Source organism: Spirosoma endophyticum, assembly GCF_900112365.1.
In the GTDB taxonomy this organism is placed as follows: Bacteria; Bacteroidota; Bacteroidia; order Cytophagales; family Spirosomataceae; genus Spirosoma; species Spirosoma endophyticum.
In genome coordinates, this window is record NZ_FOLQ01000008.1 from 268,467 (window position 1) to 293,474 (window position 25,008).

The 25,008-nt window shown below is 49.2% G+C and carries 19 protein-coding genes; 5 read left to right on the top strand and 14 right to left on the bottom strand.

The features are described 5' to 3' along the window. Positions 1-16 precede the first annotated feature (16 nt). The 13 genes from BM202_RS20810 to BM202_RS20870 form a co-directional block, all read right to left on the bottom strand. Positions 17-1,321 (bottom strand): enolase C-terminal domain-like protein, encoded by a 1,305-nt coding sequence (locus tag BM202_RS20810; protein WP_093829674.1) that lies wholly within the window; start codon positions 1,319-1,321, stop codon positions 17-19. Between the two features lie 91 nt (positions 1,322-1,412). Next, positions 1,413-2,540: a mannonate dehydratase gene (locus BM202_RS20815; protein WP_093829676.1), complete on the bottom strand. Its 1,128-nt coding sequence runs from the start codon at positions 2,538-2,540 to the stop codon at positions 1,413-1,415. Positions 2,541-2,568: 28 nt separating this feature from the next. Next, the gene (locus BM202_RS20820; RefSeq protein WP_093829678.1) at positions 2,569-3,426 is read right to left on the bottom strand and encodes a 2-hydroxy-3-oxopropionate reductase; all 858 of its coding nucleotides are present in this window, start codon (positions 3,424-3,426) and stop codon (positions 2,569-2,571) included. A 41-nt stretch (positions 3,427-3,467) separates the two neighbouring features. Next, on the bottom strand, positions 3,468-4,913 hold the full coding sequence (locus BM202_RS20825) for a GntP family permease (protein WP_093829680.1): 1,446 nt from the start codon (positions 4,911-4,913) through the stop codon (positions 3,468-3,470). A 74-nt stretch (positions 4,914-4,987) separates the two neighbouring features. Then, a complete protein-coding gene (locus BM202_RS20830) occupies positions 4,988-5,761 on the bottom strand; it encodes an HpcH/HpaI aldolase family protein (RefSeq protein ID WP_093829682.1) in 774 nt (257 codons plus the stop codon). A gap of 28 nt (positions 5,762-5,789) precedes the next feature. Further along, a complete protein-coding gene (locus tag BM202_RS20835) occupies positions 5,790-7,319 on the bottom strand; it encodes a SusD/RagB family nutrient-binding outer membrane lipoprotein (protein ID WP_093829684.1) in 1,530 nt (509 codons plus the stop codon). A gap of 100 nt (positions 7,320-7,419) precedes the next feature. Next, positions 7,420-10,923, bottom strand: coding sequence for a SusC/RagA family TonB-linked outer membrane protein (locus tag BM202_RS20840; RefSeq protein WP_093829686.1), 3,504 nt, complete (start codon positions 10,921-10,923; stop codon positions 7,420-7,422). A 181-nt stretch (positions 10,924-11,104) separates the two neighbouring features. Then, entirely contained in the window at positions 11,105-12,256 is a 1,152-nt protein-coding gene (locus tag BM202_RS20845) for a FecR family protein (RefSeq protein WP_245776730.1), read from the bottom strand. A 9-nt stretch (positions 12,257-12,265) separates the two neighbouring features. Beyond that, the gene (locus BM202_RS20850) at positions 12,266-12,865 is read right to left on the bottom strand and encodes an RNA polymerase sigma factor (RefSeq protein WP_093829688.1); all 600 of its coding nucleotides are present in this window, start codon (positions 12,863-12,865) and stop codon (positions 12,266-12,268) included. Between the two features lie 213 nt (positions 12,866-13,078). After that, the gene (locus BM202_RS20855; protein WP_093829690.1) at positions 13,079-13,774 is read right to left on the bottom strand and encodes a porin family protein; all 696 of its coding nucleotides are present in this window, start codon (positions 13,772-13,774) and stop codon (positions 13,079-13,081) included. A 155-nt stretch (positions 13,775-13,929) separates the two neighbouring features. Continuing rightward, positions 13,930-15,009: an aminotransferase class V-fold PLP-dependent enzyme gene (locus BM202_RS20860; protein ID WP_093829692.1), complete on the bottom strand. Its 1,080-nt coding sequence runs from the start codon at positions 15,007-15,009 to the stop codon at positions 13,930-13,932. Between the two features lie 110 nt (positions 15,010-15,119). Further along, positions 15,120-17,039, bottom strand: coding sequence for a phosphoglycerate dehydrogenase (gene serA, locus BM202_RS20865; protein WP_093829694.1), 1,920 nt, complete (start codon positions 17,037-17,039; stop codon positions 15,120-15,122). A gap of 33 nt (positions 17,040-17,072) precedes the next feature. After that, positions 17,073-18,107 (bottom strand): YheT family hydrolase, encoded by a 1,035-nt coding sequence (locus BM202_RS20870; protein ID WP_093829696.1) that lies wholly within the window; start codon positions 18,105-18,107, stop codon positions 17,073-17,075. Positions 18,108-18,216: 109 nt separating this feature from the next. Here BM202_RS20870 and BM202_RS20875 point away from each other — a divergent pair, with 109 nt between their 5' ends. Next, positions 18,217-18,399, top strand: coding sequence for a hypothetical protein (locus BM202_RS20875; protein WP_093829698.1), 183 nt, complete (start codon positions 18,217-18,219; stop codon positions 18,397-18,399). A 34-nt stretch (positions 18,400-18,433) separates the two neighbouring features. Continuing rightward, positions 18,434-18,712, top strand: coding sequence for a DUF6932 family protein (locus BM202_RS20880; protein WP_143100722.1), 279 nt, complete (start codon positions 18,434-18,436; stop codon positions 18,710-18,712). 278 nt (positions 18,713-18,990) lie between these two features. Here the strand turns inward: BM202_RS20880 and BM202_RS20885 are convergent, their stop codons facing one another. Next, the gene (locus tag BM202_RS20885; RefSeq protein ID WP_093829702.1) at positions 18,991-20,826 is read right to left on the bottom strand and encodes an acyl-CoA dehydrogenase; all 1,836 of its coding nucleotides are present in this window, start codon (positions 20,824-20,826) and stop codon (positions 18,991-18,993) included. A 142-nt stretch (positions 20,827-20,968) separates the two neighbouring features. Here BM202_RS20885 and BM202_RS20890 point away from each other — a divergent pair, with 142 nt between their 5' ends. The 3 genes from BM202_RS20890 to BM202_RS20900 all read left to right on the top strand — a co-directional run bounded on the left by BM202_RS20890 (position 20,969) and on the right by BM202_RS20900 (position 24,949). After that, positions 20,969-21,502 (top strand): DUF2911 domain-containing protein, encoded by a 534-nt coding sequence (locus BM202_RS20890; RefSeq protein ID WP_093829704.1) that lies wholly within the window; start codon positions 20,969-20,971, stop codon positions 21,500-21,502. A gap of 250 nt (positions 21,503-21,752) precedes the next feature. After that, on the top strand, positions 21,753-22,622 hold the full coding sequence (locus BM202_RS20895; RefSeq protein WP_093829706.1) for a hypothetical protein: 870 nt from the start codon (positions 21,753-21,755) through the stop codon (positions 22,620-22,622). Positions 22,623-22,975: 353 nt separating this feature from the next. Beyond that, positions 22,976-24,949, top strand: coding sequence for a sialate O-acetylesterase (locus tag BM202_RS20900; RefSeq protein ID WP_093829708.1), 1,974 nt, complete (start codon positions 22,976-22,978; stop codon positions 24,947-24,949). The last annotated feature ends 59 nt before the right edge of the window (positions 24,950-25,008 follow it).

A 25,008-nucleotide genomic window follows, 5' to 3' on the forward strand; every position in this document is an offset into this window, starting at 1 on the left:
TTGTATACTAGTCTGGTTACCAGCGGACCGATTGAAATTTCCAACCCGGCTGTACCTTCTGCATTTCGATCTCATCATCTCGTTTCGTTAAGCCACAAGTCAGGTAATTCTGGTGAAGTCTGGCCAGTGCTTCCCGATCCAGTTCAACCCCAAGTCCCGGCTCAGTCGGCACAAGCACCGCACCCTCTTCAAATTTGAAGCGCCCGGACGTAATGATTTCATCGGATTGCCAGGGGTAATGCGTATCCAGCGCATAGGGGACTTTGGGCAACGCAGCTCCCAGATGCACCATAGCCGCCAGCGAGATACCCAGATGACTGTTGGAGTGCATAGACAACCCGCGACCGAACGTTTCGCAGATGCCCGATAGCGTGATCGACGCACGCAAGCCACCCCAGAAATGGTGATCACTCAGAATAATATCTTCAGCACCAATACGTATGCTGTTGGGGATATCGTCAAACGACGTGGTACACATGTTCGTAGCCAATGGCGTTTTCAGTGCTTTCCGAACGGTGGCCATATTCTCCTGCCCACGAGTCGGATCTTCCAGATACTCCAGAATCGGCTCCATCTGTTTGCCATACTTAATAGACGTTTCAACCGTCCAGAGCGCATTCGGATCGACACGTAGCGGTACGTCGGGACCGAAGGCTTCATGTAGCGCAAACATAGCATCGACTTCTTGTTGCGGTTCAAAAACTCCGCCTTTCAACTTGATAGACTGAAAACCAAATTCGGCACACATGGCTTTGGCCTGTGCTACAATTTCGGTTGGGTTGAGGGCACTGGCCTGCCGGGCGGCCGCCCATCCCTGCGCATCTGGGTCTGTACCGAATGCGAGCTTGCCACCGGCTCCTTCGTATTTGTAAAACAGATAGGCTGAAAACGGCACCCGATCCCGCAGTTTACCACCTAACAGATCAACAACGGGCCGGTTGGTTACCTTGCCGATAATGTCCAGGCAAGCCACTTCAATAGCGCTAAAAATATGAACCAGTTTGCGCTGATCCCAGGGCGTTTCTCCGCGTTCGGCCGCGCTGTCCGTCCCAAACCGATCGATTAAAACCTGCCTGATTTCATTCAGTTGAAACACGTCTTTCCCAATCAGCAACGCTCTGGATTCTGCCAGTGCGGCATCAATGGCCGACGTGCCCGGAATTTCACTAATACCCGAAATGCCGTCGTCCGTGACCAGTTCGACAATGGTACGTAGCGCATAGGGCGCGTGTAAACCTGCCGCGTTCAATAGGGGAGGATCGACAATGGCAATGGGTGTAATATGAATTTCCTTGATATGGGGGCCGGTTTTGTTAAGCATGGTAAGTTTTATTTTCGACGGGATTTACAGGATTGATAAGATGAGAAATAGAAAAGAATCCTGTTTATCCTGTAAATCCTGTCAGAGAAAATCAGGCGGCTTCATCGGTCACGGTTTGAAGCAATCCTTTAATATAGCCGTAGCAGAACGAAAAAGCCTGCAAATCAGCGGCATGGTCGGCGTGATGGGGTACGTGATCGGGCATGACCATACCCGAAAAACCAACGTCACGCAGGGCCCGCACTACGTGTAGAAAATTCATGTCGCCGTTGTCGGGATAAACCTCCTGGAAGTTATTCCAGCCGCCTTTGATATTGCGCAAATGAACGTTAAAAATCTGATTTCGCTCGCCCACCCATTTGATGATCGGCAAAATGTCATTTTTTGGATCTTTCAACCCTTCGGCAATGGAGCCGATACAAAAATTAAATCCGTGATACTCACTATCGTACAGCTTTGCAAAGCGTTGAATTCCCTTGAAAACATCGGGGCTGTTCCAGCGCGTGATGCCGCGATACCCAACCGGCGTTGGGGGGTCAGCAATGTGGTTGGCCAATTTGACTTTGTACTCTTTCGCAACAGGCAGAATGCGGTCGAGGAGATACGTAATGCGCTCGAACATCTGCTCAATGTTTACGTCACCAGCTACCGTTTTTGGCAAGTTTTGCTTCAGCGCTTCCTCATAATTCCAGGTACTGTAAATGGCATTGCCGCGCTTAGGGTCAACCGTTTTGCCGGTACGTAGCACTGGTAGGATGGTGGTGTTGTAATTCAGCACCTTAATGCCTGTCTTACCCGCTACCTGAATCATTTGCTGGAGAATTTCGATTTCCCGATCTCGTTCCGGGCTTTTCCCCAGCATGATGTTGGGGTATTCGGCCTTGTCGATCCCTGAGGATGCTAGTGGGAAGTGATACGCATCCAGGCTGATGCCATACTTCTCACACGCTTCTTTTCTACGCATCGAATCGTCTAAATCCCAGCCTTTACCCGCAATGGTTTTGGGTGCACCGCCGTCGAGATTATAGACGCCATGCCGGGCTTTGAACTCTAGATTCTCCATTGACGTACCACCCGATTGGCAACCAACTTTCATCAGAACCTTTTTCGGGACTGCGGGCTTACGGGCTGTGTTTGCAGCCGTTACGTGCTCCGTCCCGAAAGCTGCCGCACTTACGGAACCCGCCGTCAGGACTCTAATAAAGCTTTTACGTTTCATGGTAGTTAAGGGTTTAGTTGAATTATTGTCATTCCAGCAGCAATAGGAGGGAGCTATGGTCCAGGTCGCCATTGCCCTGGTCTACAGCCGCTTTCATTTGGTCGGCTACCAGAGCCGTAGCTTTAAGCGGAACCGAAAAGGCTTCGCCCGTTTGTAGAGCGATACCCAGGTCTTTCTTATGTAATTTGATCTTGAAGCCCGGCTTGAAATTTTCGTCGATCATGCGTTTTCCGTGCAAGTCGAGGATGCGACTTTGAGCAAATCCGCCCAGCAGAACCTCCCGCATTTTCTCCAGATCGACCCCGGCTTTTTTCGCCAGTGCGAACGCTTCGGCCACTGCCTGAATGGTTATTCCGACAATCATCTGGTTGCAGGCTTTGGTGGTTTGTCCTGCGCCTGGTTCGCCGATATGGACGATGTTTTTGCCCATTGCCTGGAAAAGCGGCAACGCACGCTGAAAGGCGGCTTCCGTTCCGCCCACCATGATAGATAGTGAAGCGGCTTCAGCTCCCACCTGACCACCAGAAACCGGAGCGTCAAGTGCTTCTACGCCTTTCTCCTGCATCAACTTGTAGATCTTTTTTGCCGTGGCGGGGGCAATTGTCGACATATCGATAAACAAAGCGTCTTCCTGAATACCTTCCAGCACGCCATCTGGTCCCAATACAACCTGCTCTACGTCCGGCGAATCGGGCAGCATCGTAATCACTACGTCGCACTGTTGAGCGAGTGCTTTGCTAGTTGGAAATGATTGAGCACCAGCCAAAACCATCGTTTCAGCCGTCTTGCTTTGACTTAGAACCGATACCGAATAACCTGCCTTGATTAAATTCAACGCCATGGGTTTTCCCATGATCCCTAATCCAATAAAACCTACTTTTTTCATTTTTGACTACGATTACAGAATTGTACAATAACAGCCGCAAGTTAAACCAGCGGAAACAATTGGGCGGCAATCATGATCACAACCAGACCAGTTAATCCCATTACCACGAGCAAGGGCGAAATTGTTTTCAGGGCTTCCTGTTCGGTGAGGTTGCTTAGTTTACAGATAATCCAGAAGCCCGCATCGTTCATCCAGGGCACCAGTTTTGAGCCGCAACCAATAGCCAGACCCAGGTACAACGGATGAAATTCAAGGTGGGCGTTGCTGGCCATCCCAGACAAAATTCCCGACGCGGTGATCAGCGCTACGGTTGCGGAACCCTGCGCTGTTCGGACAACGGCAGCAATGAAGAACGCCATCGGAATTAACGCCATCTGGTATTCTCTGGTCATATCGGCGATACGGGCACTGATACCGGTTTGCTGCAACATCCCCCCGAATGCACCACCCGCAGCCGTGATCAGGATAATGCCCCCACCACTCATGAGCGCTGCCTGAACGAAGGCCGTCAAACTCTCTTTGCTGTCTTTCTTTTGGCGAGCCAGAATCAGCAGTGCCGCAATGCCACCGGTCACAATAGCGATGTTTTTATCGCCGAAAAATTTGACCAAACTTAGAAACTGGTTCAGAAAAGGCGACGATGTCAGTGGCTTACCCGGCGTAGCCAGCGCCGTGAGCGCTGTATCGGCACAGATAAAAACCAGGGGAATCAAAACGGGCAACAACGACAAACCCAGTGCCGGAAGGTGATGCGTTTCGCGAGCCGCAATGGCTTTAATGTCTTCCAGTTTGGCGTCCAGTGAATCGCGTAGTGGAATTGGCCATTTTTTGTTAGCCCAAAGCGCAAAGAAATAACCGGCTGTAATGGTGAAAAGTCCGACAATAGTACCGCCAACCATCATCAGCCCGATGGGAATATGCATTTCGCCCACCAGAAACAGCGGCCCCGGTGCGGGCGGTACTAAGGAGTTGGCCATGGCTGCGCCCGCCATGATACAGAGTACCAGCAGCAGATAATTTTTGCCGATACGTATCGTCATAGCTTTGGCCAGCGGCATCATCAGAAAAAGAACCGTATCAAAAAAGACGGGTATGCCCAGAAAGAAACTGCTCACCAAAAAGGCAATTGGTGCTTTTTCGATGCCCGTCAGCCGCAGCATTGACCGGATGATTCGTTCGGCGGCTCCGCTTTCCAGCATGCATTTGCCGATGATAGCCGCCATCGCGATCAGGATGCCGATTTTGCCGCAGGTGTTCCCAAACTCAGTGGCGATGCGTTCGCCGATACTTTTCCTGGCTAGTGCGAGGGCTGCGGCTGGAGCCGTTCCTTTCGCCAGGGCAAATTGCTCAATGGCTGAAGCTGGGGTCATTAATGCTACCACAAACGCACCAAGCAGTAGCGCCAGAAAGGGGTGTAGTTTAAGTCCGATGATGCCGCCCACGACAATAATTACGCCAGCCGCTAAGATTAAAAGAGGATCAGTCATTAAGGAAAGGGTTAGGAACGGTTTGGGTAATTGGGATTCGCCGGGTTTATGGGTCCGTTATAAAATATCAGCGGTTATTTTATAACGGATCGAAAAGCATCCAGCTTTTTTGCCAGATTTCGAGCACCATCCGCAACGAACGTAGCGTCGGCCCCACAGGCGATTAGTCGAATGCCCAGGTCATGATACCGCTGATAATCGTCGGGGTTAAAGAAAAGGATGCCCGTTGCTTTCCCCGCTTTTTGTGCTGCGTTAACCGTTTCCTGCAAGGCTTCCTTAAAACGTGGATGATCGAACTGCCCGAAAATGCCCAGCTCCATTGACAGATCGGCGGGGCCGATGAACAGTACATCGACATTCTCGATGGCGGCTACCTCGTCCAGATGATTCAGCACGTCCACCGTTTCGATCTGAACGACGCCCAAAATCGTTTCCTGCGACTCCTGATAATACTGGTTAAAATTCTGTGCGAAGCCGGTGGCACGTACCATTTTGGCAACCCCCCGACTCCCGTGCGGAGGATAATGCAAACCGTTGGCAACCTTTTGTGCATCCGCCGGATTGCCTATTTTGGGACACATTATGCCTTCTGCTCCCATATCCAGCACCCGATGAATCCGCTGACTTTCAGCACTCTCAACCCGAACGATCGCTCCGGCGGCTGTGTGTTCAAGCGCCTGTAACTGATACAGCGCGTCTTTCTCCGACCCGGCTCCGTGCTCAAGATCAATGAGCACCCAGTCAAATCCAGCCTGACCAACAATCTCGGCCGTTAGTGAGCTTCCCAGGTTCAGCCAGCAGCCGTTGAGCGTTTCCCCCGCTTTGAGTCGTTTCTTTAGATTTTTCATTCAGAATAAAGGCAGAATAAAAGACACTTTACTTTTTATCCCACCAAATGCGGGTATCCAGCAGGTTTGGCCCTTGTCGGCTAATGGCCTGCTGCACATTGATTTTGTTTACGTTTAGCTCAGCATCGGTATAGGTCAGACGGCGGATGAACGGCTCGGTTTTGAGATCGCTGCCCGGATACGGATTCGGTGTTAATATCGGAAAGCCCGACCGCCGGAAATTAGCCCAGGTTTCGGGACCCATCAGAAAAGAGGCTACCCAATATTGCGTATTGATATGCTCCAGCTCTTTGCCCGCCGTCAACGGGTTGGCTGTTACATACGTAGTGATGGCAGTTTCAGCAACGGCGGTGCTTGTGCCATACGTAGCTAACTGCCGCATGTGCGACCGGATGCCGTTGGCGTAAAGGGTAGCCGCATCGCCCGTTGTCCATTTCCGAAAGGCAGCTTCGGCCAGTAAAAGCTGCGTTTGGGCGTAGGTGACCAGAAAGCTGGGGGCTAGTAGAGCCGCCATTCTCGTTTTGTCGAGCTGGCTATAATCCCACAAACTGGCGAGTTTACTGGCAGTTACAGCCGAACTGATGGTCGTATTGTCGTAGCCCAGTGGAGCACCAATCTGAACGGCGGGTGTCCGGTTAGCTCGCGACTCAACCTGTTGTGCGCCACTAGTTGCACCAACGTAGCGGACGGCGATGGATGCCAGTCGAGGATCATTGTTCTTGCTTAAGTATGTAACGAAATCTTCAGCCAGATAAAAGAAAGCCGATTGACCCCCATTCAACTGTGAACCAACAGGGTTCGTAAAACTGGCGGTATGACGGATAATCGCGTTGTCATCATTTGACTGCATAAGCCCACCCGCCACTGCTTTTCCAACGTATTCGGCCGCTTTTGTGGGGTTGACCTTTGAGAGCCGCATGGCGGCACGTAGCAAGATCGAATACCCCAGTCGCTTCCATTTCACTACGTCGCCGTCATACAGAATATCGCTGGCTACCTTTGTTTTGGCTGCATCCAGCCCTGCCGAAGCGGCATCCAGTTCCGAAAGAATGTCAGAATAAACGGCTTCCTGCGTGTCGTAAACGGGCGCGACAACCCCTTCCAGATAACTCTTGCCCGCCTGCGTGTACGGAATGTCGCCATACGTATCGGCGAGGACCATGAACGAGTACGCCCGCCAGATTCTAGCCATGTTGTACAGGTTTGTGCGCGTTGGGTCATCTTTCGTTTTGGCAAGTACGTCGGTCAGTTCCTTGATAACACTCTGGTAGTAATTTACCCAGTTGCCATTGCTGACCGTCCGGTTATCCTGATTGAAATTGGCCGCCGAACCCTGACCACTAAAAGGCGTAATCATCTGTTTGACAATGGTCGTTTCGTAACTCAGGTTGCCGTAGCCCGGAGTACTATTCAGGATCGCCGTATTTAATTGGAAAGAGGGCTCAACGCCCGTCAGGGCAATAGGATTCACGTTCATTTCGTCGAACCCTTTGTCGCAGGACGTCAGTAAGCAAAGAGTGCAGACACAAGTAAGTAGTTGTTTATACGTGATTTTCATAGTCTTTTTATAGAAGTTGCACCCCTAAATCCCCTGAAGGGGACTTTGTTTGAGTGTGAGCTAAGTCCCCTTCAGGGGATTTAGGGGTGGGAGTTACTAGTTAAAATTTGACGTTAAGATTGAATCCTATACTGCGGGTTACTGGCAAACCAGTTGCTTCCAGACCGATCAAATTGTCGGAGGGAAAGCCAAACTGTTCCGGGTGGATATTGGGCACCCATTTTTTGATCACTGCTACGTTGTTGGCCACGGCGTTCAGTCGAATTCCCTTGACGAACGTACCTGAGGTTGGCAGGAATTTGGTGAAGTCGTAGCCAATCGTGATCTGGCGCAACTGCCACAGCCCCGCATCGTAGACAAATTCTTCGGCGATGTTCTGCGAACGTACCGTTTCGTAATAGGCTTGCACGCCCGACTTGGTTCTATTGACTTCGCCGTTTGGATTGACGCCGTCGCCAATGACGAAATTCTCGGCCCGGCCCACCAACGTTGCTTTGTGCAACCCATGCCGCCAGGCGTTATGGTTCGTACCCGAAATCATCTTGTTGCCCAATTTGAAATCGATTAGGAATGATAGATTGATTCCCTTGTAGGTGAAGCTGTTGGTGATGCCGCCAACCCATTTCGGTAAAGCGCTACCAAACGGAATCTGCGTTGCCGTGCGCAGAGGGCGTCCGTTGCCCGCATCGAAAACCTGCCGTCCCTGGGCATCGCGGAGATAGCCAAACCCAAACAACTGACCCATTGGAAGGCCAACGACCTGCCGGAGTTCTCCGCTGAAATCGCCCGTGCCCACCGTAATCATATTATCACTGACGCTGGAGCCTAAATCGAGCACTTTCGTTACGTTGTAGGCCGCATTGAAATTAACGTCCCAGTTAAAATTTGGTCGTTTCATGGGCGAGAATGTGAGCAACATTTCCAGGCCCCGGTTCTGGCTTTGACCTACGTTGATCAATTGAGTCAGGTACCCACCTGCATCGGAGGTTTGCGCCCGCAGGATTTGATCGGATGATAGTTTGTCGTAGTACGTTAAATCCAGCCCTACGCGGTTATTGAACAGTTTCAGCTCCAGGCCCACTTCTTTTTCGGAAACCCGCATGGGGCGCAGATTGGCGTTTGGAACGGTCGATCCGCTTATGGATGCCAATGGCTGAGCCGTACCGCCAGGCGAGGGGAACTGTTGTGAATTGATTCCATAAAAAAGATTGTTGGCGTAGGGCTGTACGTCGGTATCGCTACCTACTTCGGCGTAGGCTGCTCTGATCTTGCCAAAGGTCAGCCAGCCCGGTAATACATTGGCAAAGGCTTGTGAAAAGACGAAACTGGCCGTCATGGAAGGGTATAAGATACTACGGTTTGCCGCAGACAGTGTTGAAAACCAGTCATTCCGAACGGTGCCGTTCACGAACAGGAAATCCTTAAACGAAACCTCCGCCGAACCGTAAAGCGAGTTGACCTGCCGTTCGGACAGTTCATACGTAGCGTCGCGCTGGCGTCCGTTTCCGATGGTGTAGAGATTTCTCGTGTAAAAATCCTGCACAAAAACATTGTGTCGGCTGATTCGACGATACATCTGGTTGCCACCGGCGTTCACGTTCACGCCAAAAACACCGAATGTTTTGTTGGCCCCAATCAGAAAATCAGTGTTGAGTTCGCGGACGTTCCGGGCGTCCTGAACGTACTGGCCGTTCACGAAGCCTGCCGGTGCCGCAGGCTGTCGCTGGCTGCCCGTGGGGAGGTTGTAATCCTGTTCGCGCGAGTAATAATCCTGGCCAACCCGTGCCTGCAAAAATAGCCAGTCCGTAAAATTGTAGCGGGCCGTCAGGTTGCCAAATACGCGGTCGTTGCGAATGTTTTCGAATCGTTTTAGGGCAAAATAAGGATTGGTTCGGTTCGTAAATCGCGACCAGATAACCTCATTGCCGTTCGCATCCGACGCGTACTTTTCCAGCAAATCAAGCGGCATGGAGTTCGCCATGCTGAACAAAACAACCGGGCTATAATCCTGCTCGGCAATGTTGGGTGGGTTTGTCCGCCGTTCGTTCGAATAGTTAACGTTTCCTGATATAGTTAGTCGTTTGGCGAGCGTTTGCGTAAAGCCCAGGTTAACTGTTTTGCGGTTATAGCCCGAACCGGGCAGGATCGTCTTGTTATCCATGTTCGAAACTGACAGGTTAAAACCGCCAAATTCTCCCCCCGATGAAAGGCTGATGGTATTCGTCCAGGTCTGGCCGGTTCGGTAGTAATTCGTTATCTGATTCCGCTGTGGTACGTAAGGTACTTCAACGCCATCGAATAAAATCTGAGTCATACCCGGCTGAAATTTCTCGCCAAAACTCCACTGCCCCGACGTCGGGAAAGGAGCCGTTGGCCGAACGCCGTTTTCTCCCTGCCCGTATTCATACTGATAATCGGTGTAGTCCAGTGGGGTGTCGGTCGTAAAATTGGTGTTGTATTCGATGCCAATGCCCGAGCCCGTCCCCCGGGTTTTGGTCGTAATCATGATCACGCCGTCCTTTGCGCGGGACCCGTACAAAGCCGAAGCCGCTGCGCCTTTCAGCACGGTCATCGTTTCGATATTGTCCGGATTGATGCTGCTCAGACCATCGCCACCATCGGAGGTTCGGTTGCTGCCCTTATCCGATACGTCCCCTCTGGCTCCATAATTTGTATTGTCGATGGGCACCCCATTGACCACGATCAGGGGCGAGTTGTTGCCACCAAACGATGACTGACCACGGATACGGATTTTGCTGGTTCCGGCAGGTCCTGACCCCAGCGACGTAATGTTGACGCCAGGAATTTTGCCCTGCAATGTGTTCATGAAGTTGGCCGTCCGGTTCACCGTAATCTGATCCGACGTGACGGTGGACGTAGCGTACCCAATGCTTTTGGCTTGCTTTTTTATGCCTAAAGCTGTGACGACCACTTCATTCAGCGATTTGTCGGCTGGAGCAAGCGAAACACGCAAAACGGACTGATTTCCAACGGCAACTTCTTTGGCTTCATAGCCGACGAAACTAAAAACCAGTACGGGGGCACCATCATCCGGAATGTCCAGTTGAAAATTGCCTTCGGTATTGGTCGTTGTACCCCGCTGAAGTCCTTTCACCAGGACACTTACACCCGGCAAGCCGCTGCCTTTTTCGTCGCTCACCTTGCCCGAAATCATGCGTTTCGGCGCGACCTCTTCGACAGGGTTTTCAATGGGACTGACGAATCCGGTTTCGTTGGAAACAGGTCTGATGGACGACAGGACTAACTTTCTGCCCACTAGTTCATACGTCACTTTCAATGGTTTAAAATACTTGATAAGTACTTCTTCCAACGTAGCATTAGTTGCCTGGATGCTTATCTTTTGTTTTGGTTCGATGACTTCCGAGCTATATACAAATTGAACGCCCGTCGCCTTTTCAATGTCAGTCAAGACCTTTTTGACTTCCTGATTTTCAGCGTGTAACGTCAGGCGCATCTTCAGGTATTCCTGCGCGTTGCTCGAATGAGCGTGGGATACGCCGATCAGTATTAGCATAACTAAACTCTGTGCCAGTGAAAATCGCATGAGTTCTACCCAGAATGTCCCGGAGAGATGTTTTTTCATAGTTTTAATAGAGTAAAGGTTCTGATTTAGGAGGGTTCTGTTTGCCGTTTTTGCGGTTCTCCGCCGGGATTTATGGCGGTCCGTCGCTACGGTGGCCCGGCTACACCCGATCGCTTTTGCCTATGCGATACGGCAACCGTAGCGACGGATCGCCAAAAACCGTAAACTTTAGACCATGCGCTTATTGGCTACTCTTCCGGCTGATCACAATCTGACCATCTGTTATTTCGTAACTCGCCGGGGCGGCTTTACAGAGCAGATCCAGTTTTTCGTACAGGGACTCGGTTGAAAGCGTTGCCGTGATTTTACACGTTTCGAAACTTTGCTCATCAAACTGTATTGGAATGCCGTAGCTTTTTTCTAACTCCCGTAAAATCACGGATAAGGCAACTTCATCATACACAAACTGAGCTTCTTTGACGTTTTTCGTCACCAGAGTCGGATTGGCTACCAGCGTTTTCGTTAGATTACCGTCGCTTTTCTCGAAAATTGCCGCCTGATTCGCATGAAGAATCAGGCCATTAACTTCTTTATTATCAGGTGATTGTCTTTGCTTTTCTTTATACACCGATACTTTTCCTGAAGCAACCTGTACCGTAATTTCCTTGTCCAGGTCGAAGGCTCGTACGACAAACCGGGTGCCTAATACTTTTGTCACCATGTTGCCGGTATAGACCATAAACGGCTGATTCCGACGCTTTACCGAAAAGTTGGCCTCGCCTTTCAAATACACGATTCGAGAATTCCCCGTAAACTGAGCCGGGTAACGTAGCTGACTCTGCGGGCTCAGCAATACCTCCGAACTATCATTCAAAATCACTCGAAGTGGATGTTGCGTATCATTCGTCGTTTCGACTAAGTGAACGGTTGATGCCCGTGCCCGTTGGGGTGTCAATTCAGCAGGTTTGGATCGGGAAAGGTACCAGTTCATGCCAATGATTACAGCTAGCAAAGCTGCAACGGACGCGCTCCATCGAAAGGTAAGACTTGTATTCCAGATGCTCTTTTTATGATGAAAATCGGGTAGTGAATTCTGACGATTGGGTATATACGCACTCGCTCGTTCAATAAATAAATTCGCTTCTTTTCGGATCTCCAGATCACTGATACGTTCTGGAGAAACCTGGGTTGCCCGAATAAACCGCTCAGCCCGTTGCATGGCCTCCTGTTTCTCTGGATACTGTTCAGGAAAGGATAACCAGAAAGCTTCCTGATAACTACGTCCCTGCACCCAGTCTCGAAAGTCGTCGTCCTGAATGAAATCCTCCACCCTGTATGAGCTATAATTATTCACGTCTAAATCCTGCGTTCCGGTTGGTAGATGATTCGGCAAAGACACAAATTATACCCTCTCAATGAGGCAGAGAAAAATGACTATTGTATTGACAGTCCAGTTCTTGCGAAGACTGTTTAACGATTTTTGAAGTAGATTGTATACCGATTGACGGCCAAGATGCATGACATCCGCGATCTGTTCAAAACTAAGGTCCTGGTAAAAACGGAGGTAGATTAGTTCTTTCTGACGCTCCGGTAAATTATTGATGACGTGCTCTAACTTGCGAATTTTATAAACTTCATTCTCTTCTTCAATCAACTGTATATCAGCTGCAAACTCAACCGAAAACGAGTAGTCGTCTGATAGAGTGGATTTGAATGAACGGTGCTTATTGGCCAACTCCCGCAGGATGTGCGTTTTAAGTACGACGAGCAGATAGGATCTCACATTGTCAACCGAATTGATAGATTTCTGGAGCTTCCAGAGATTCATAAACACTTCCTGAATGCAGTCTTTGACAAAGTCACGATCAGTATGCAGACGCATACCCCAATGGAAAAGATCGGAGTAATAACTCTGCATAATTTTGGCCAGTGCATACATATCGCCCGACCGGTATTCCTGCCAAAGTTGTTGTGCTTCTTGCGAAGGTAGCCGGCTGCTCATGAGTCTACGGTGGCTTTACCAGTATGAGCAGATTTTAACAGAAAGTTAACCTTTAGTATAAGATTATTTTATTAAAAAATAATAAAATAGCTATATGGCAGATTACATGTCCTGGCCGGAAAGCCGCGCTACGTAATATACAGAAAGCCCCAACAATTCCAATTTCTTGACTTGTTGGGGCTTTCTGTGGATTGAATTCGTATTTGTCTGACTTTATCGCGCCAGTTTAAGACCGCGATTCCCTACAGAACCAAAATAATAATTGACACCCAGCTTTATCCGACCGCCTTTTCCGCGGCTGACCGTTGGGTCAATCTTATTGTAAAAACTATTTTCGTATGATACTTCTGCGCCCAGGCGGTGCAGAATCCATGCCATCGCTCCAATTTCCAGACCAACACTGGTGTATTTAAACTTTTCATCGGCGGGAACATTTTCTGAGAACTCCCGGCCACTGTTTAAACTGGCTCCAATAAAGCTGCTGATACGTGTGCGGAAGGGATAATAGCGAGCAAAGGCACCTATCTGCCGACTATGGTATTTGTTCCCCACAAGCCGGTCGAAATCATAGCGCAAACCGGCTGTAAAACCGGGCTGAAAAAAATACCCAACACGTGTGTTGATACCAATATAGGCCTTGCCATCGGTAGCGCCCAGGCCAAGTCCACCGCCAACGAAGACATTACCCGGCTGGAACCAGCTAAGCTGGTGAGTCTGCTGATAGCTGCGGGATTTGTCGACTTCTTCTTCTATTTTTTCGCCCGCCTGATTCGCTTTCTGACGAATTTCCTGTTTCGTATCGTCATCAAGAAGTGGCTTGGACCGACCTGTTGAATCCGATCTATTTTGGGCCATGCCAACTACCGACAGACAGGTTAGTAGCAGTAAAGTTGTAAGTGATTTCTTCATTGTCGTTGAGTTAATATCATGGAAACAATACCTTATTAACTAGTCAGCTAAAATAAGGTTTGTGTTTATCGAAAGGTATTGAGCCTGATAGCCTAAAAAAAACGTCTTCTCGATGCATGAGAAGACGTTTCCTAGACAAAGCTATGAGTGCCAGTTTATTTTTTGAGTGCCTCAATCAACGCTGCAACCTGATCGGCGGAAACAGCCGGGAAATTGGCAATCCGAATTTGCGACTCTTTAAATTTACCATACCCGCTTCCAACAATCATATTAGCCGCTTTAGCCGTAGAGATCACGTCGGCCGGCGACTTCCGCCCGGTCGTAGCCACAACCACCGTTTGTGACCGATGCCGTTCCTGTTTTACAAACGGTTCGTAGGTATCGCTGGTCTCCAGGAACTTATACAGCATCCGGGCTTTTTCTTCAGTCTGTTTGCGAATCGTATCGATGCCAATTCGGTTGAAATCTTCGGCGATTTTACCAAGCAAGTAGATAAATAGTACGTTCGGGGTGGCTGGCGTCTCGAAGTCTTTGTAATGTTTCCAGAGCGTTGGCAGCGTATGATGTGCCCCAATGGTCATCGAATCGCTTTTTTGTAAATATTCGGCTTTCTCCAGGCAAGCCTGGTTCGAAATCCAGACGCCCAAACCGGCAGGCATGCCAAAGGCTTTCTGGACCGAGAAAAATGCCGAATCGATCAGGCTAAAATCAAGATCAGGGTAGGGAGCCGACGAAACCATATCCACACAAAACAGCTTTTTGGGGTATTTGCGCTTTAGTTTATGCATCTCCGCCGGTTTCATCTGCACACCCGACGAGGTTTCGTTGTGTGTCAGGCAAACCAGCTCGGCATATTCTGGTACGTCGATGTCGGCCGCATCGAAGCCTTCGCCGAAGGGCTTGTTCAGAACATGTGCATGCTTGTGTAAGGCACCCGCATAGTCATAAAATTTTTGGGAGAACGAGCCATTGACAAGGTGAAAGCTCTCGTGCTCCACACAGTTGAAAAGTACACGTTCCCACACTTCCGACGCCGAGCCGGTGAAGAAAATGCCATGTGAGTCTGGGATCGACAACAACGTTCGTAGCTGCTCATCGGCGAACCGATAAATATCCCTGAACTGCTTGCTCCGGTGCGAAATTGAGCCAATCTGCTCATCCATCGCCGTTTGCAGATGCTGATAGAAGGTCGGGTAGAGTTCGGCCGGGCCGGGGGTGAAATAGATGTTTTTCATATAATAAAGAGTGAAAGAGTGAATGAGTGAAAGAGCGAATAAGCACAGACTTGCCGGATGATATTCGCTCTTTCACTCATTCACTCCGCTTCGGCGGTCCGATTTCGCCATTAATAAAGTAACCGGAACTTAATCGTGTTATCAATGCCCTTCAGTTCCTCGACCACTTCGTCGGCATATTCTTTTGCTACGTCCGTAATCACGTAACCAATCTTCTCGTTGGTTTTCAGGTACTGACCGTGAATATTGATATGATAATTGGCGAAAATGGCGTTCATTTTTGCCAGAATACCCGGAACGTTGGCGTGAATGTGCAGCAACCGGTGAGCGCCTTTCAGCAACGGCAATTGCAGTTCGGGAAAGTTCACGCTGCCATACGTACTGCCATTGTTGATGTATTCGAGCAGTTTTCCGGGCACGAAATTGCCAATGTTTGCCTGAGCCTCTTCAGTACTTCCGCCGATGTGGGGCGTCAGAATCACGTTTGGCTGACCACGTAGCGCGTTTATAAACTCTTCGTTGTTGGCTTTAGGCTCCTGCGGAAATACGTCAACGCCTGCGCCAGCCACCTTGCCGCGCTCAATAGCATCGACCAGCGCCGGAATGTCGACAATATGACCTCGCGACAGGTTCAGGAAAATAACGCCCGTCTTCATCAGGCCAAATTCGCGATAGCTGATGAGGTTTTTGTTTTCCTTCCGACCGTCGGGGTGCAGGCTGATAATGTCGGCAATGGCGAGCAGTTCATCAAGTGATTTGCACTTGCGGGCATTGCCAAGCGCGAGTTTATCCACTACGTCGTAGAAGTATACCTCCATGCCCAGCGCTTCGGCTACGACCGAAAGTTGTGTGCCAATGTTACCGTAGCCAACGAGCCCCAATTTTTTGCCACGTACTTCAAAGCTGTTCTTGGCCGATTTGTCCCAGCCGCCCTGGTGCATCAAATTGCTTTTCGGCACGATGCTACGGATCAGCATAATGATCTCGCCAATGGCCAATTCAACGACAGAGCGCGTGTTGCTATAAGGTGCATTGAATACGGCGATGCCCTTTTCGGTACAGGCATCCAGATCGATCTGGTTTGTGCCAATGCAAAAAGCGCCTACGGTCATTAGTTTGTTAGCATGTTCCAGCACCCGGGCCGTGACGTTCGTTTTGGAGCGGATGCCCAGAATCGATACGTCGCGGATGGCTTCGATGAGTTCATCTTCGTCCAGCGCACCCTTCCGGATTTCGACGTTAAACCCTTCCTGCTCAAAAAGCTGAACGGCCACTGGGTGTACGTTCTCCAGCAACAAGACTTTAATCCGGCTCTTAGGGTATGACTGGCTTCGGCTCAAGTTATTGTGGTATAAAAATTCGTCGAGTGAAGGCGCTACGTGATCGGCTTTCTCGACAACTTTTGGACGCATCACGTTTTCGGTGAAGGCATAAAACCGATTGGCCAGACCGGCTGCCCGGATTTCGTAATCCGTATACCCGTCGCCAATGACGTACACTTCGCCGTCGAGATTCAGGGTGCGAATCACCTGCGACTTACCCCCATTGGCCGACAGGGGATTTTGGGGATCGAAACCAACAATAGCCCCACTTTCGTCAAATTCGAACGTATTGGCAAACACATTCTCGGCCCGGATGCCCAGGGACGTAACGATAGGAATGATGAATTCTTTGAATCCATTGGAGACGATATAAATATGCTCCGCGTTCTCGCTCAGAAACGGCTTGTTACGTTGAAACGAATCGGAGATTTTACCCATCAAATTCTCGATGAGTGCAGGAAGTTGGTCCCGATGCGCTTTTAAAAGATTCAGGCGGAGATTGAGGGAATCGGTAAATGAAATTTCGCCCGACATACCGCGGTCAGTAATTGCTTTAATCTGGTCCAGCACGTCGTCGCGGTCAGGGCGGCCAACGAGGGAGATTTCACCCAGCACGTCCAGGGCTTCTACTTTCGTGAAGGTGCTGTCGAAATCAATAATGTAATACGTCTGTTCGGCCTGGCCGACACTCGGAGCTTTAGTGAGCATAGTGTAAATAACCGCCGTCAAAGCAGCTTATAATCATAGCGAATTAGATTCTGTTAAAAAAGCCAAAGCCCGTTCTTCCGACCAGGACGTGCCATTAAGACCGCCTTTGTTGGATGTAAAACCGCAGTGGCCGCCCTCTCCGGGAAACTCCATCCAGACATTGGGGAGTTCCCGCGCCAGTTCACCTGGAAAGCATTCTGGCGATAGAAACGGGTCATTTTTAGCGTTGACGATCAGTGTTGGAATGGCAATAGAGGGTATGAATTGTAACGAACTGCTGCGGGTGTAATAGTCCGTCACATCCCGAAACCCATTTAATGGAGCCGTAAATACATTATCGAATTCACGGATACTACGTGATTTAAGAACAGCTTCAGTCGGAAAGGCCGACGGCATCAAAGCGGCTTTTTGCATCACTTTTCGCTTGAGCGTTCGACTGAAGCGATAATTATAAACCAGACTGTCCCATTGTTCGAGCCTTCGGGCTGATCCCATCAGATCGAGCGGAACCGAAAAGACGACTGCCTTTTTTATTGCCGGGTTGATGCTTTTTCCTTGTTCCCCGATATACTTCAGTGTTACGTTACCACCCGCACTGAAACCCATTAGATAAATAGTTTGATACCCTTTCGAGATCGTGTATTGAGTAACGTAGTGTAAATCACTGGTTTCCCCAATGTGATAGAATCGCTCCTGCCGATTCAGCTCACCACTGCATGAACGATAGTGCCAGGCGAGGCAATCAAACCCATTATGCGTCAGGTGCCGCACCATGCCCGCCAGATACTGACTTGTTGAACTGCCCTCAAGCCCGTGAGAGAGGATAATTAATGATGAATGATGTTCTGCGTCAGCTAATTCATTATTCCGCCCGGCGGCCCGGATCATTCCTAATTCATCATTTGAAAATGCCCAGTCTAAATCCAGGAAATCATCGTCGGGGGTTTCGATACGTTCGCGGACGTAGGAAACCTCGACCTTGCGAAATAGCGAGGGGATAATGGTTTGCAGGTGGCCATTCCACAAACGGGTGGGCGGCTCATAATTCGATGGGGCAATCAGCGGCATTAGTGAACGCGGGCGATTGAAGCCGCAAAGGTAAGGGTTCTACTTTGCTTTTGGGAAGTTGGGATAGATAAACAGCAAAAAACATAGCTTTGTGCTCTATTCGACCGTAATGCTTACTTTCAGCGAACAAGGTTTATTAACGCCTGCCGATGGTATTTCGGCAACTATTGATGATCTGTACAACATTTTTGTGACGCCCTTCCTTGAATCAGAAACCCGAAATCGTTTGTTTACGGAGTGGACAATATACAATCGGATGCTACGTCAGCAGATTAGTGAGGACTTTGTTTAGTGGGTGGATGCCGGGCGGCCGTTGCCGAAGCTTTGTGACGCAGAAACTTAATCCAAAGGATATTGATATCGTGAGTTTTATTCCATCTTATCTTTTCCGTAAATTTGAGAAGCGTCTGGACTATTATTGGACTGACAATTGGGAAAAAGAGGGAATTGACGCTTATTTAGTTGAACTGTATATGGGCCAACATCCTCGTTTCTTTGAATATGAGTCAAACCTTGAAAATTGGCGGAAGCTTTATACGAGTACGAAAGCAAAAGATAATTTTGTTGGGGCTAACAAAGGTTTTCTAATCGTTAGAATCAAATGAACGAACAACAATATGCGCAAGCCTTGAGTCGCCATTTGGACATGATAGCGGGCTTTAAGCGGTCACTTACTGCGCAACGGGATCATGGAACTGACTTAGGTGTGAGACAATATCAACATTTGGTCGGGAAACTTTTTTAAGAATTGGACGAGTTAATGACCATGGCGCCAGAACATCTAAAACACGAAGTAATTGTTCATCAGGAATAGTTATGAATATGTTCACCGACAAAGGCCGCTCTCGCAAGCGGCCTTTGTATTTTTGTGCTTAATAAAGGCTTACAGCGCCAGTTCCTTTTCCGAGACGATCGTCAATACTTCGGGGTCTTTGAGACGCACGGCTAAGCCCAGCGTTTTAGGAACCTCGTAGTGGAAGTAAAATTTCATCGTGTGAATTTTACCTTCATAAAAAGCCAGATCGTCGCCCTGCGGATTTTGCGTGATCAGGATTTGTTTCGCAACCGTCGCCTGTTTTAGCCATTGCCAGGCAATAACGACGATGCTGAATAGCTCTAGAAAGAGTGTTGCATCAGATAGATACCGCTCGATATCGCCCTTCTGAGCGTGCGGCATCAGGCTCATCACTACGTCTTGGGTGCGCTTAAGTTCGGCTGCGAGTTTGTCGGCATAGGGTTTCAGGTCGTCGTGGGTACTGGCTTCGGCAATGGTCTTGCTCATTTCGGAAAAAAGCAATTGGGGGGCTTTCCCACCTTTCATGGTCATTTTTCGACCTAATAAATCCTGTGCCTGAATGCCCGTTGTGCCTTCATAAATTGGCGTAATGCGAATGTCGCGGTAGAGTTGCTCCACCGGAAAATCCTCCGTGTAGCCGTAGCCGCCAAAGGTTTGTACGCTCTGACTCACCGATTGGACACCCATTTCGGAAGGGTACGATTTGGCTACGGGCATCAGGATGTCGAGCAGTAGGAAAGCGTTCTCTTTTTCCTCGCCTTCAGCCACCTCACTGATATCATAGAGACGGGCTGCTTCAATCAATAATGACAATGAACCTTCAGTTACGGATTTCTGGAATAGCAACATTCGCCGAACGTCGGGGTGATTGATAATAGATGTCTGCGGAGCGTACAGGTGGTTTTTCTCATTCAGTCGGCGGCTTTGCGGCCGTTCTTTCGCATACTGCAAAGCGGCATAATAAGCCGCCGTTGCAATGGCTGCGGCCGTCATTCCCACGCCAATGCGGGCTTCGTTCATCATCTGGAACATGTAGGGGAGGCCCTGATGCGGCTGGCCGACAATGTAACCAACAGTGTTGTCGTTTGACCCCATCGTCAGATGCATGGCTGGTACGCCTTTTTGCCCCATTTTGTGATAGACACCTGTCGACACTACGTCATTATCAACAAAATTGCCCGGCCGGTCCGCCGGTGCGGTGGATTCGCCCTGTTCATCTTTCCGGTATTTAGGCACCACAAATAAGGAAATACCTTTTGTTCCCTTCGGTGCGCCATCAATGCGGGCCAGCATCAGATGAATAATATTTTCGGCGGCATCGTGATCGCCCGCCGAGATGAACACTTTCTGGCCTTTAATTTTATAGGTTCCGTCTGGCTGGGGCGTAGCCGACGTCGTTACGTCCGACAGCGACGATCCTGCCTGGGGTTCAGTCAGTGCCATGGTGCCCTGCCAGGTGCCCGCCAGCATGTTCGGTACAAAAGCTTCGCTGAGTTCGGGCGTTCCGAAGGATGTAATAAGGTGAGCTGCGCCCGAGGTCAGCCCCGTATACATCATACCATTGTTAGCCGCCATCAAAATGAACCCTACGCACGAACTGATCATTTCGGGTAGTTGCTGACCCCCGTGATCGAACGAAAAACCGGCACCAATCAGGCCCGCATCGCCCATGGCTTTCAAATATTCCTTTATCTTCGGATGCACGGTAACCTGCCCATTTTTAAGTTCTGGCTGGTTTTTATCAACTTCCTTCAAATAAGGATGCATGAGCGTATCAGCAATGTAAGTTGCCGAGTCGAGCACGAGGTTGAACGTGTCCCGATCATGGGCACTGAAGTAGTCATATTTCGTGAGTTCTTCGGCCTTAAAGACTTCATGTAGAAGAAACTGAAGGTTGCGTTTGCTGAAATAAGTCGTTGCCATTCGCTTGAAAAAGGGTATGCTTACATACGGTTACAAACATAAAAATACCACCATTTGCCATACGGTTTACACCGTCCCCAAACTATACCGTACCTTGCATCGTTTTACAGAGAAATAATCCATAAAATCAGTAGTTACACACATGAAAAATTTACTAGTTGTACTCACTTTCTTGCTTGCGATGGTGTCGTTGGTACAAGCCCAGGACAAAAAAGCCCCTGCCAGTCCGAAAGTAACCGTCGAAAGCCCGGACAAGAACATTAAAATTGTATATGGTCAGCCAGCCAAGAAAGGCCGGGTTATATTTGGTGCCGAAGGGTCGAATAGCCTGGAAAAATACGGTAAAGTTTGGCGAACGGGTGCTAACGAAGCGACCGAAGTGACGTTTAAAAGCGACATAATGTTTGGTGACAAAATGGTGAAAGCCGGTACGTATACACTTTTCACCATTCCCGGCGAAAAGGAGTGGAGTGTTTTGCTGAATAGCACACTGGGTCAGTGGGGAGCGTACGATTACGATAAAATCAAAGGCACCGACGTAGCGATGATCAAAGTGCCGGTTTCTTCGACCAAAACACCTATCGAAAAATTAACCATTACGCCATCCAACAGCAGCATTGCAATTGCCTGGGACAACGTAACCGTTTCTGTACCCATTATGAAACACGGTTCATAAAAATGATAAATCGCTACGTCGACGTATCCTTAATGCTGTTTGGAAGCCCGGTTCTTCAGAATCGGGCTTCTTTTTGTAACGTGTTGTAAATTAATAACTTATTAAATTTTGAGTAGATGGTAAATACGTTCGTGTTTTACTTACAGACTGCTAAGTAATCCGTTAAATTACATCTGGAATTATTTTATCTTAAGTAATTAACAAACAAACATTTATCGCGTTATTTAGGCATTAGTTTAACCGACCGCTGATGATGAAACGCTACTTACTGTTTTTCCTGCTTGGCTTAGCTGTACTGCCTGCTTGTGGTCAGGGTGTGGCGGACTATTATCGGTTACCGGCTCAGGAACATCAATATAAACGATTGGTGACGCGTTATGGCGGCCCCCAAATTCGGGATCGCTGGTACGTTGCTCTGGAAGGGTTCGTCAAAACGGATCATGCTCAACTCGATAATTCGATCAATGGCCTGCTTGAAAGTGATCGGGTTGCTAAAGCGAGTTGGGGTGTCGTGGTCGGCCTGGCCTTACGAGAGCGCTGGATGATAGAAGGGGGATATTCCCGAATTCCCATTCATACCCAGGTATCCGTCCGTAGCATTAGTTCGCCCTTGGTCTTTCGGTATATGAATGGGCAAAATGCGTTTGTACTACGGGGTAAGCGTCTGGTGCTATCAACCAGTAAGTCGTGGCTGCGGTCGGGTTTCTGGCTGAGTGGTGGTTTATGGGCTGTCCCAAATAGTGGTGAGCAGGAAGGGATTTTCTCATTAATCAGTTACGGGAAACAGGGGTATCGGGAAGCACGCGATACAATGCGTTTGTCTGGCCGTACGCATACGAATACGCAGCTAACTGCTTTAGCCGAAGTGGGTGCCGAATACAACGTTCGGTTGAGCAACAGCGTTGATCTGGGGATTTCAGCCCGAAAATTTTTCGGCTTTGCTAATTCCATCAACACCAATGTAACCTACACAGTCAATGGGAAATCCCCTCAGGAAGCCCAACTACAGGGTACAGGCAGCGGTATGAGTTATGGCCTGACCTTGCGCTATACCTTTGCTACCCGGCGTACCGCACCCAATGTGATGGAAGTGCGGGGTAAAACGGGTCATATCCGTTAGTATTACCTGAGTATGCTGATAGGGCCATTAGCCCTGTATAATGTTCAGAAAGTTGTTTGACATTAGCTCAGTTTCCCGCGTAAAAAGGTAAATTTCCCATTTGTTCCGACGTAGTAGCTACCAGGGTAAATCCAGTCGGTAGCCATTGAGTGCGTCCTTTTGGTCAGATTGGTTGGTCGCTATACCAGCGTTATTATTTGTAATTTCTGAAGGCCGATAATTCAATAATCGTGTTCATTTCAGGATTTTAGGCAGTGATAAGGATAAAAATGGCATTTTGCCTTTTAGTTGAAAAGCGCTTTGGTGTCTCGCACGCTGGTATAATTCTTTTCCCCTTAACATCTGAAAAGCAAATGAAACGTTTGATACGAAGTCTTCTTGTTAGTTTACTGGTTGTCCAAGTTGCTTCGGCCGAAGTTCGTTTACCTAATGTTTTTGGGTCGCACATGGTCTTGCAACGTCGAAAACCCGTGCCGGTTTGGGGCTGGGCTGACCCGAATGAAAAAGTGACCGTTACGCTGGCTTCTCAGGTTAAGACCGTAAAGTCGGGCAAAGATGGTAAATGGCGTATTACGCTTGAGCCAATGGAAGCGGGCGGGCCTTATCAACTTGTTGCCAGGGGGAAAAACAATACCGTTACGTTCGACGACGTGCTGACAGGGGAGGTGTGGATTTGTTCCGGTCAGTCGAATATGGAGTGGCCACTTCGTTCGGCGTCTACTGCCAAAACGGAAATTCCCAAAGCAATTCATCCGCAGATCCGGCAATTACTGGTTAAAAAAGACCTCAGCTTAACGCCTAAAGATAACATGGAGGGCAGCTGGGCCGTGTGCAGCCCCGAAACGGCTCCCAACTTCACCGCCGTGGGTTATTTTTTCGCCAAGCAGCTTCAGGGGGAATTGAATGTACCCATTGGATTGATCAATACATCCTGGGGTGGCACGCATTCCGAAACATGGACTAGCCGGGAAGCCATGAATCAGCATGATGAATTACGGATCGTTGCCAATAAGTTGCCAGCCACTCAGGAAGAAGTGATTCAGCGTGGTTCAGAGCGGACGAAAGCGCTCGTGCAGTCTCAACAGGATGGTCTCCCCACCGCTGCTGAGGAGCAAACATGGGCAAAGGTAGATTTGGATGATAGCGCCTGGAAAACCATGAATGTCCCCGGTGACTGGGAGTGGGGTGGCTTACCGACGTTTGATGGCGTTGTTTGGTTTCGGCAGGAGGTAATTATTCCAGAAGGGAGTAAACTGAACAAAATGCAGTTACGTATGGGCTCTGTTGACGACAATGACTCGACGTTCGTAAATGGTCAATTGATTGGCAGTAAAAAAGGCAGTGGAGTCCGTGAGTATACCGTACCCGATGGCTTGTTGAAACCGGGACGTAACGTAGTGGCTGTACGCATCGTTGATAAGGGGAACGTTGGGGGAATGGTTGGTACACCGGAGCAACTTAACCTGTCGGGTGAAAGTCTGACAATCCCATTGGCCGGGAAATGGAAATACCGGGTAGCCAGTGTTTTTGCCTCTTCCTATAAACCAGGTCCAAATACGTATGCTACCCAATTATTCAATGCCATGCTGAATCCATTGATCCCGTATGCCATTGAGGGCGTTATCTGGTATCAGGGTGAGTCGAATGCGGGGCGGGCGAACCAGTACCGCACCGCATTTCCGCTGATGATTCAGGATTGGCGGCATCATTGGGGTTACGATTTTCCTTTTCTATTTGTCCAGTTAGCCAATTATAATGCTGGGAATGGCGACAGTCGGCGTGGAAGTACGTGGGCGGAACTTCGGGAAGCGCAAACCATGACGCTGCAATTGCCCAATACCGGCATGGCTGTTACGTCGGACATTGGCGAACGGACGGACATTCACCCAAGGAATAAGGAAGATGTTGGGAAGCGTTTAGCGGCCGAAGCTATGCGGGTAGCGTACCAGAAAAGCGAAAGTAATCCCAGCGAAACATCGCGTGGACCCCAGTTTGATAAAATGACAGTTGACGGCAACAAAGCGGTTCTGACGTTTCGGAATGTAGGCAGGGGCCTATTCGTGAACGATAAATATGGTTACTTAAAGGGATTTGAAGTGGCAGGTGCTGACCAGAAATTCTACTATGCAAAAGCTGACCTTCAAGGTAATTCTATCGTCGTTCACGCCGATTCAGTGGCTAAGCCAATAGCCGTACGTTACGGGTGGGCCGATGACAACGGCGACGTAAACCTGTACAATCAGGAGAAATTTCCGGCCATTCCTTTCCGGACCGATACGTGGAAAGGCATTACTGAAGCCACTAAATTTGGCGACAAAGGTCAGTAGAAATTAATGAGGTATAAGAACCGATGTGCTTATCTTGACCGGCACATCCAATTGTGGTT

Bases quoted from the DNA above. Each gene is read 5' to 3' on its own strand.
- BM202_RS20810 (WP_093829674.1), bottom strand. From the start codon at position 1,321: ATGCTTAACAAAACCGGCCCCCATATCAAGGAAATTCATATTACACCC.
- BM202_RS20815 (WP_093829676.1), bottom strand. From the start codon at position 2,540: ATGAAACGTAAAAGCTTTATTAGAGTCCTGACGGCGGGTTCCGTAAGT.
- BM202_RS20820 (WP_093829678.1), bottom strand. From the start codon at position 3,426: ATGAAAAAAGTAGGTTTTATTGGATTAGGGATCATGGGAAAACCCATG.
- BM202_RS20825 (WP_093829680.1), bottom strand. From the start codon at position 4,913: ATGACTGATCCTCTTTTAATCTTAGCGGCTGGCGTAATTATTGTCGTG.
- BM202_RS20830 (WP_093829682.1), bottom strand. From the start codon at position 5,761: ATGAAAAATCTAAAGAAACGACTCAAAGCGGGGGAAACGCTCAACGGC.
- BM202_RS20835 (WP_093829684.1), bottom strand. From the start codon at position 7,319: ATGAAAATCACGTATAAACAACTACTTACTTGTGTCTGCACTCTTTGC.
- BM202_RS20840 (WP_093829686.1), bottom strand. From the start codon at position 10,923: ATGAAAAAACATCTCTCCGGGACATTCTGGGTAGAACTCATGCGATTT.
- BM202_RS20850 (WP_093829688.1), bottom strand. From the start codon at position 12,865: ATGAGCAGCCGGCTACCTTCGCAAGAAGCACAACAACTTTGGCAGGAA.
- BM202_RS20855 (WP_093829690.1), bottom strand. From the start codon at position 13,774: ATGAAGAAATCACTTACAACTTTACTGCTACTAACCTGTCTGTCGGTA.
- BM202_RS20860 (WP_093829692.1), bottom strand. From the start codon at position 15,009: ATGAAAAACATCTATTTCACCCCCGGCCCGGCCGAACTCTACCCGACC.
- serA (WP_093829694.1), bottom strand. From the start codon at position 17,039: ATGCTCACTAAAGCTCCGAGTGTCGGCCAGGCCGAACAGACGTATTAC.
- BM202_RS20870 (WP_093829696.1), bottom strand. From the start codon at position 18,107: ATGCCGCTGATTGCCCCATCGAATTATGAGCCGCCCACCCGTTTGTGG.
- BM202_RS20875 (WP_093829698.1), top strand. From the start codon at position 18,217: ATGCTTACTTTCAGCGAACAAGGTTTATTAACGCCTGCCGATGGTATT.
- BM202_RS20885 (WP_093829702.1), bottom strand. From the start codon at position 20,826: ATGGCAACGACTTATTTCAGCAAACGCAACCTTCAGTTTCTTCTACAT.
- BM202_RS20890 (WP_093829704.1), top strand. From the start codon at position 20,969: ATGAAAAATTTACTAGTTGTACTCACTTTCTTGCTTGCGATGGTGTCG.
- BM202_RS20895 (WP_093829706.1), top strand. From the start codon at position 21,753: ATGATGAAACGCTACTTACTGTTTTTCCTGCTTGGCTTAGCTGTACTG.
- BM202_RS20900 (WP_093829708.1), top strand. From the start codon at position 22,976: ATGAAACGTTTGATACGAAGTCTTCTTGTTAGTTTACTGGTTGTCCAA.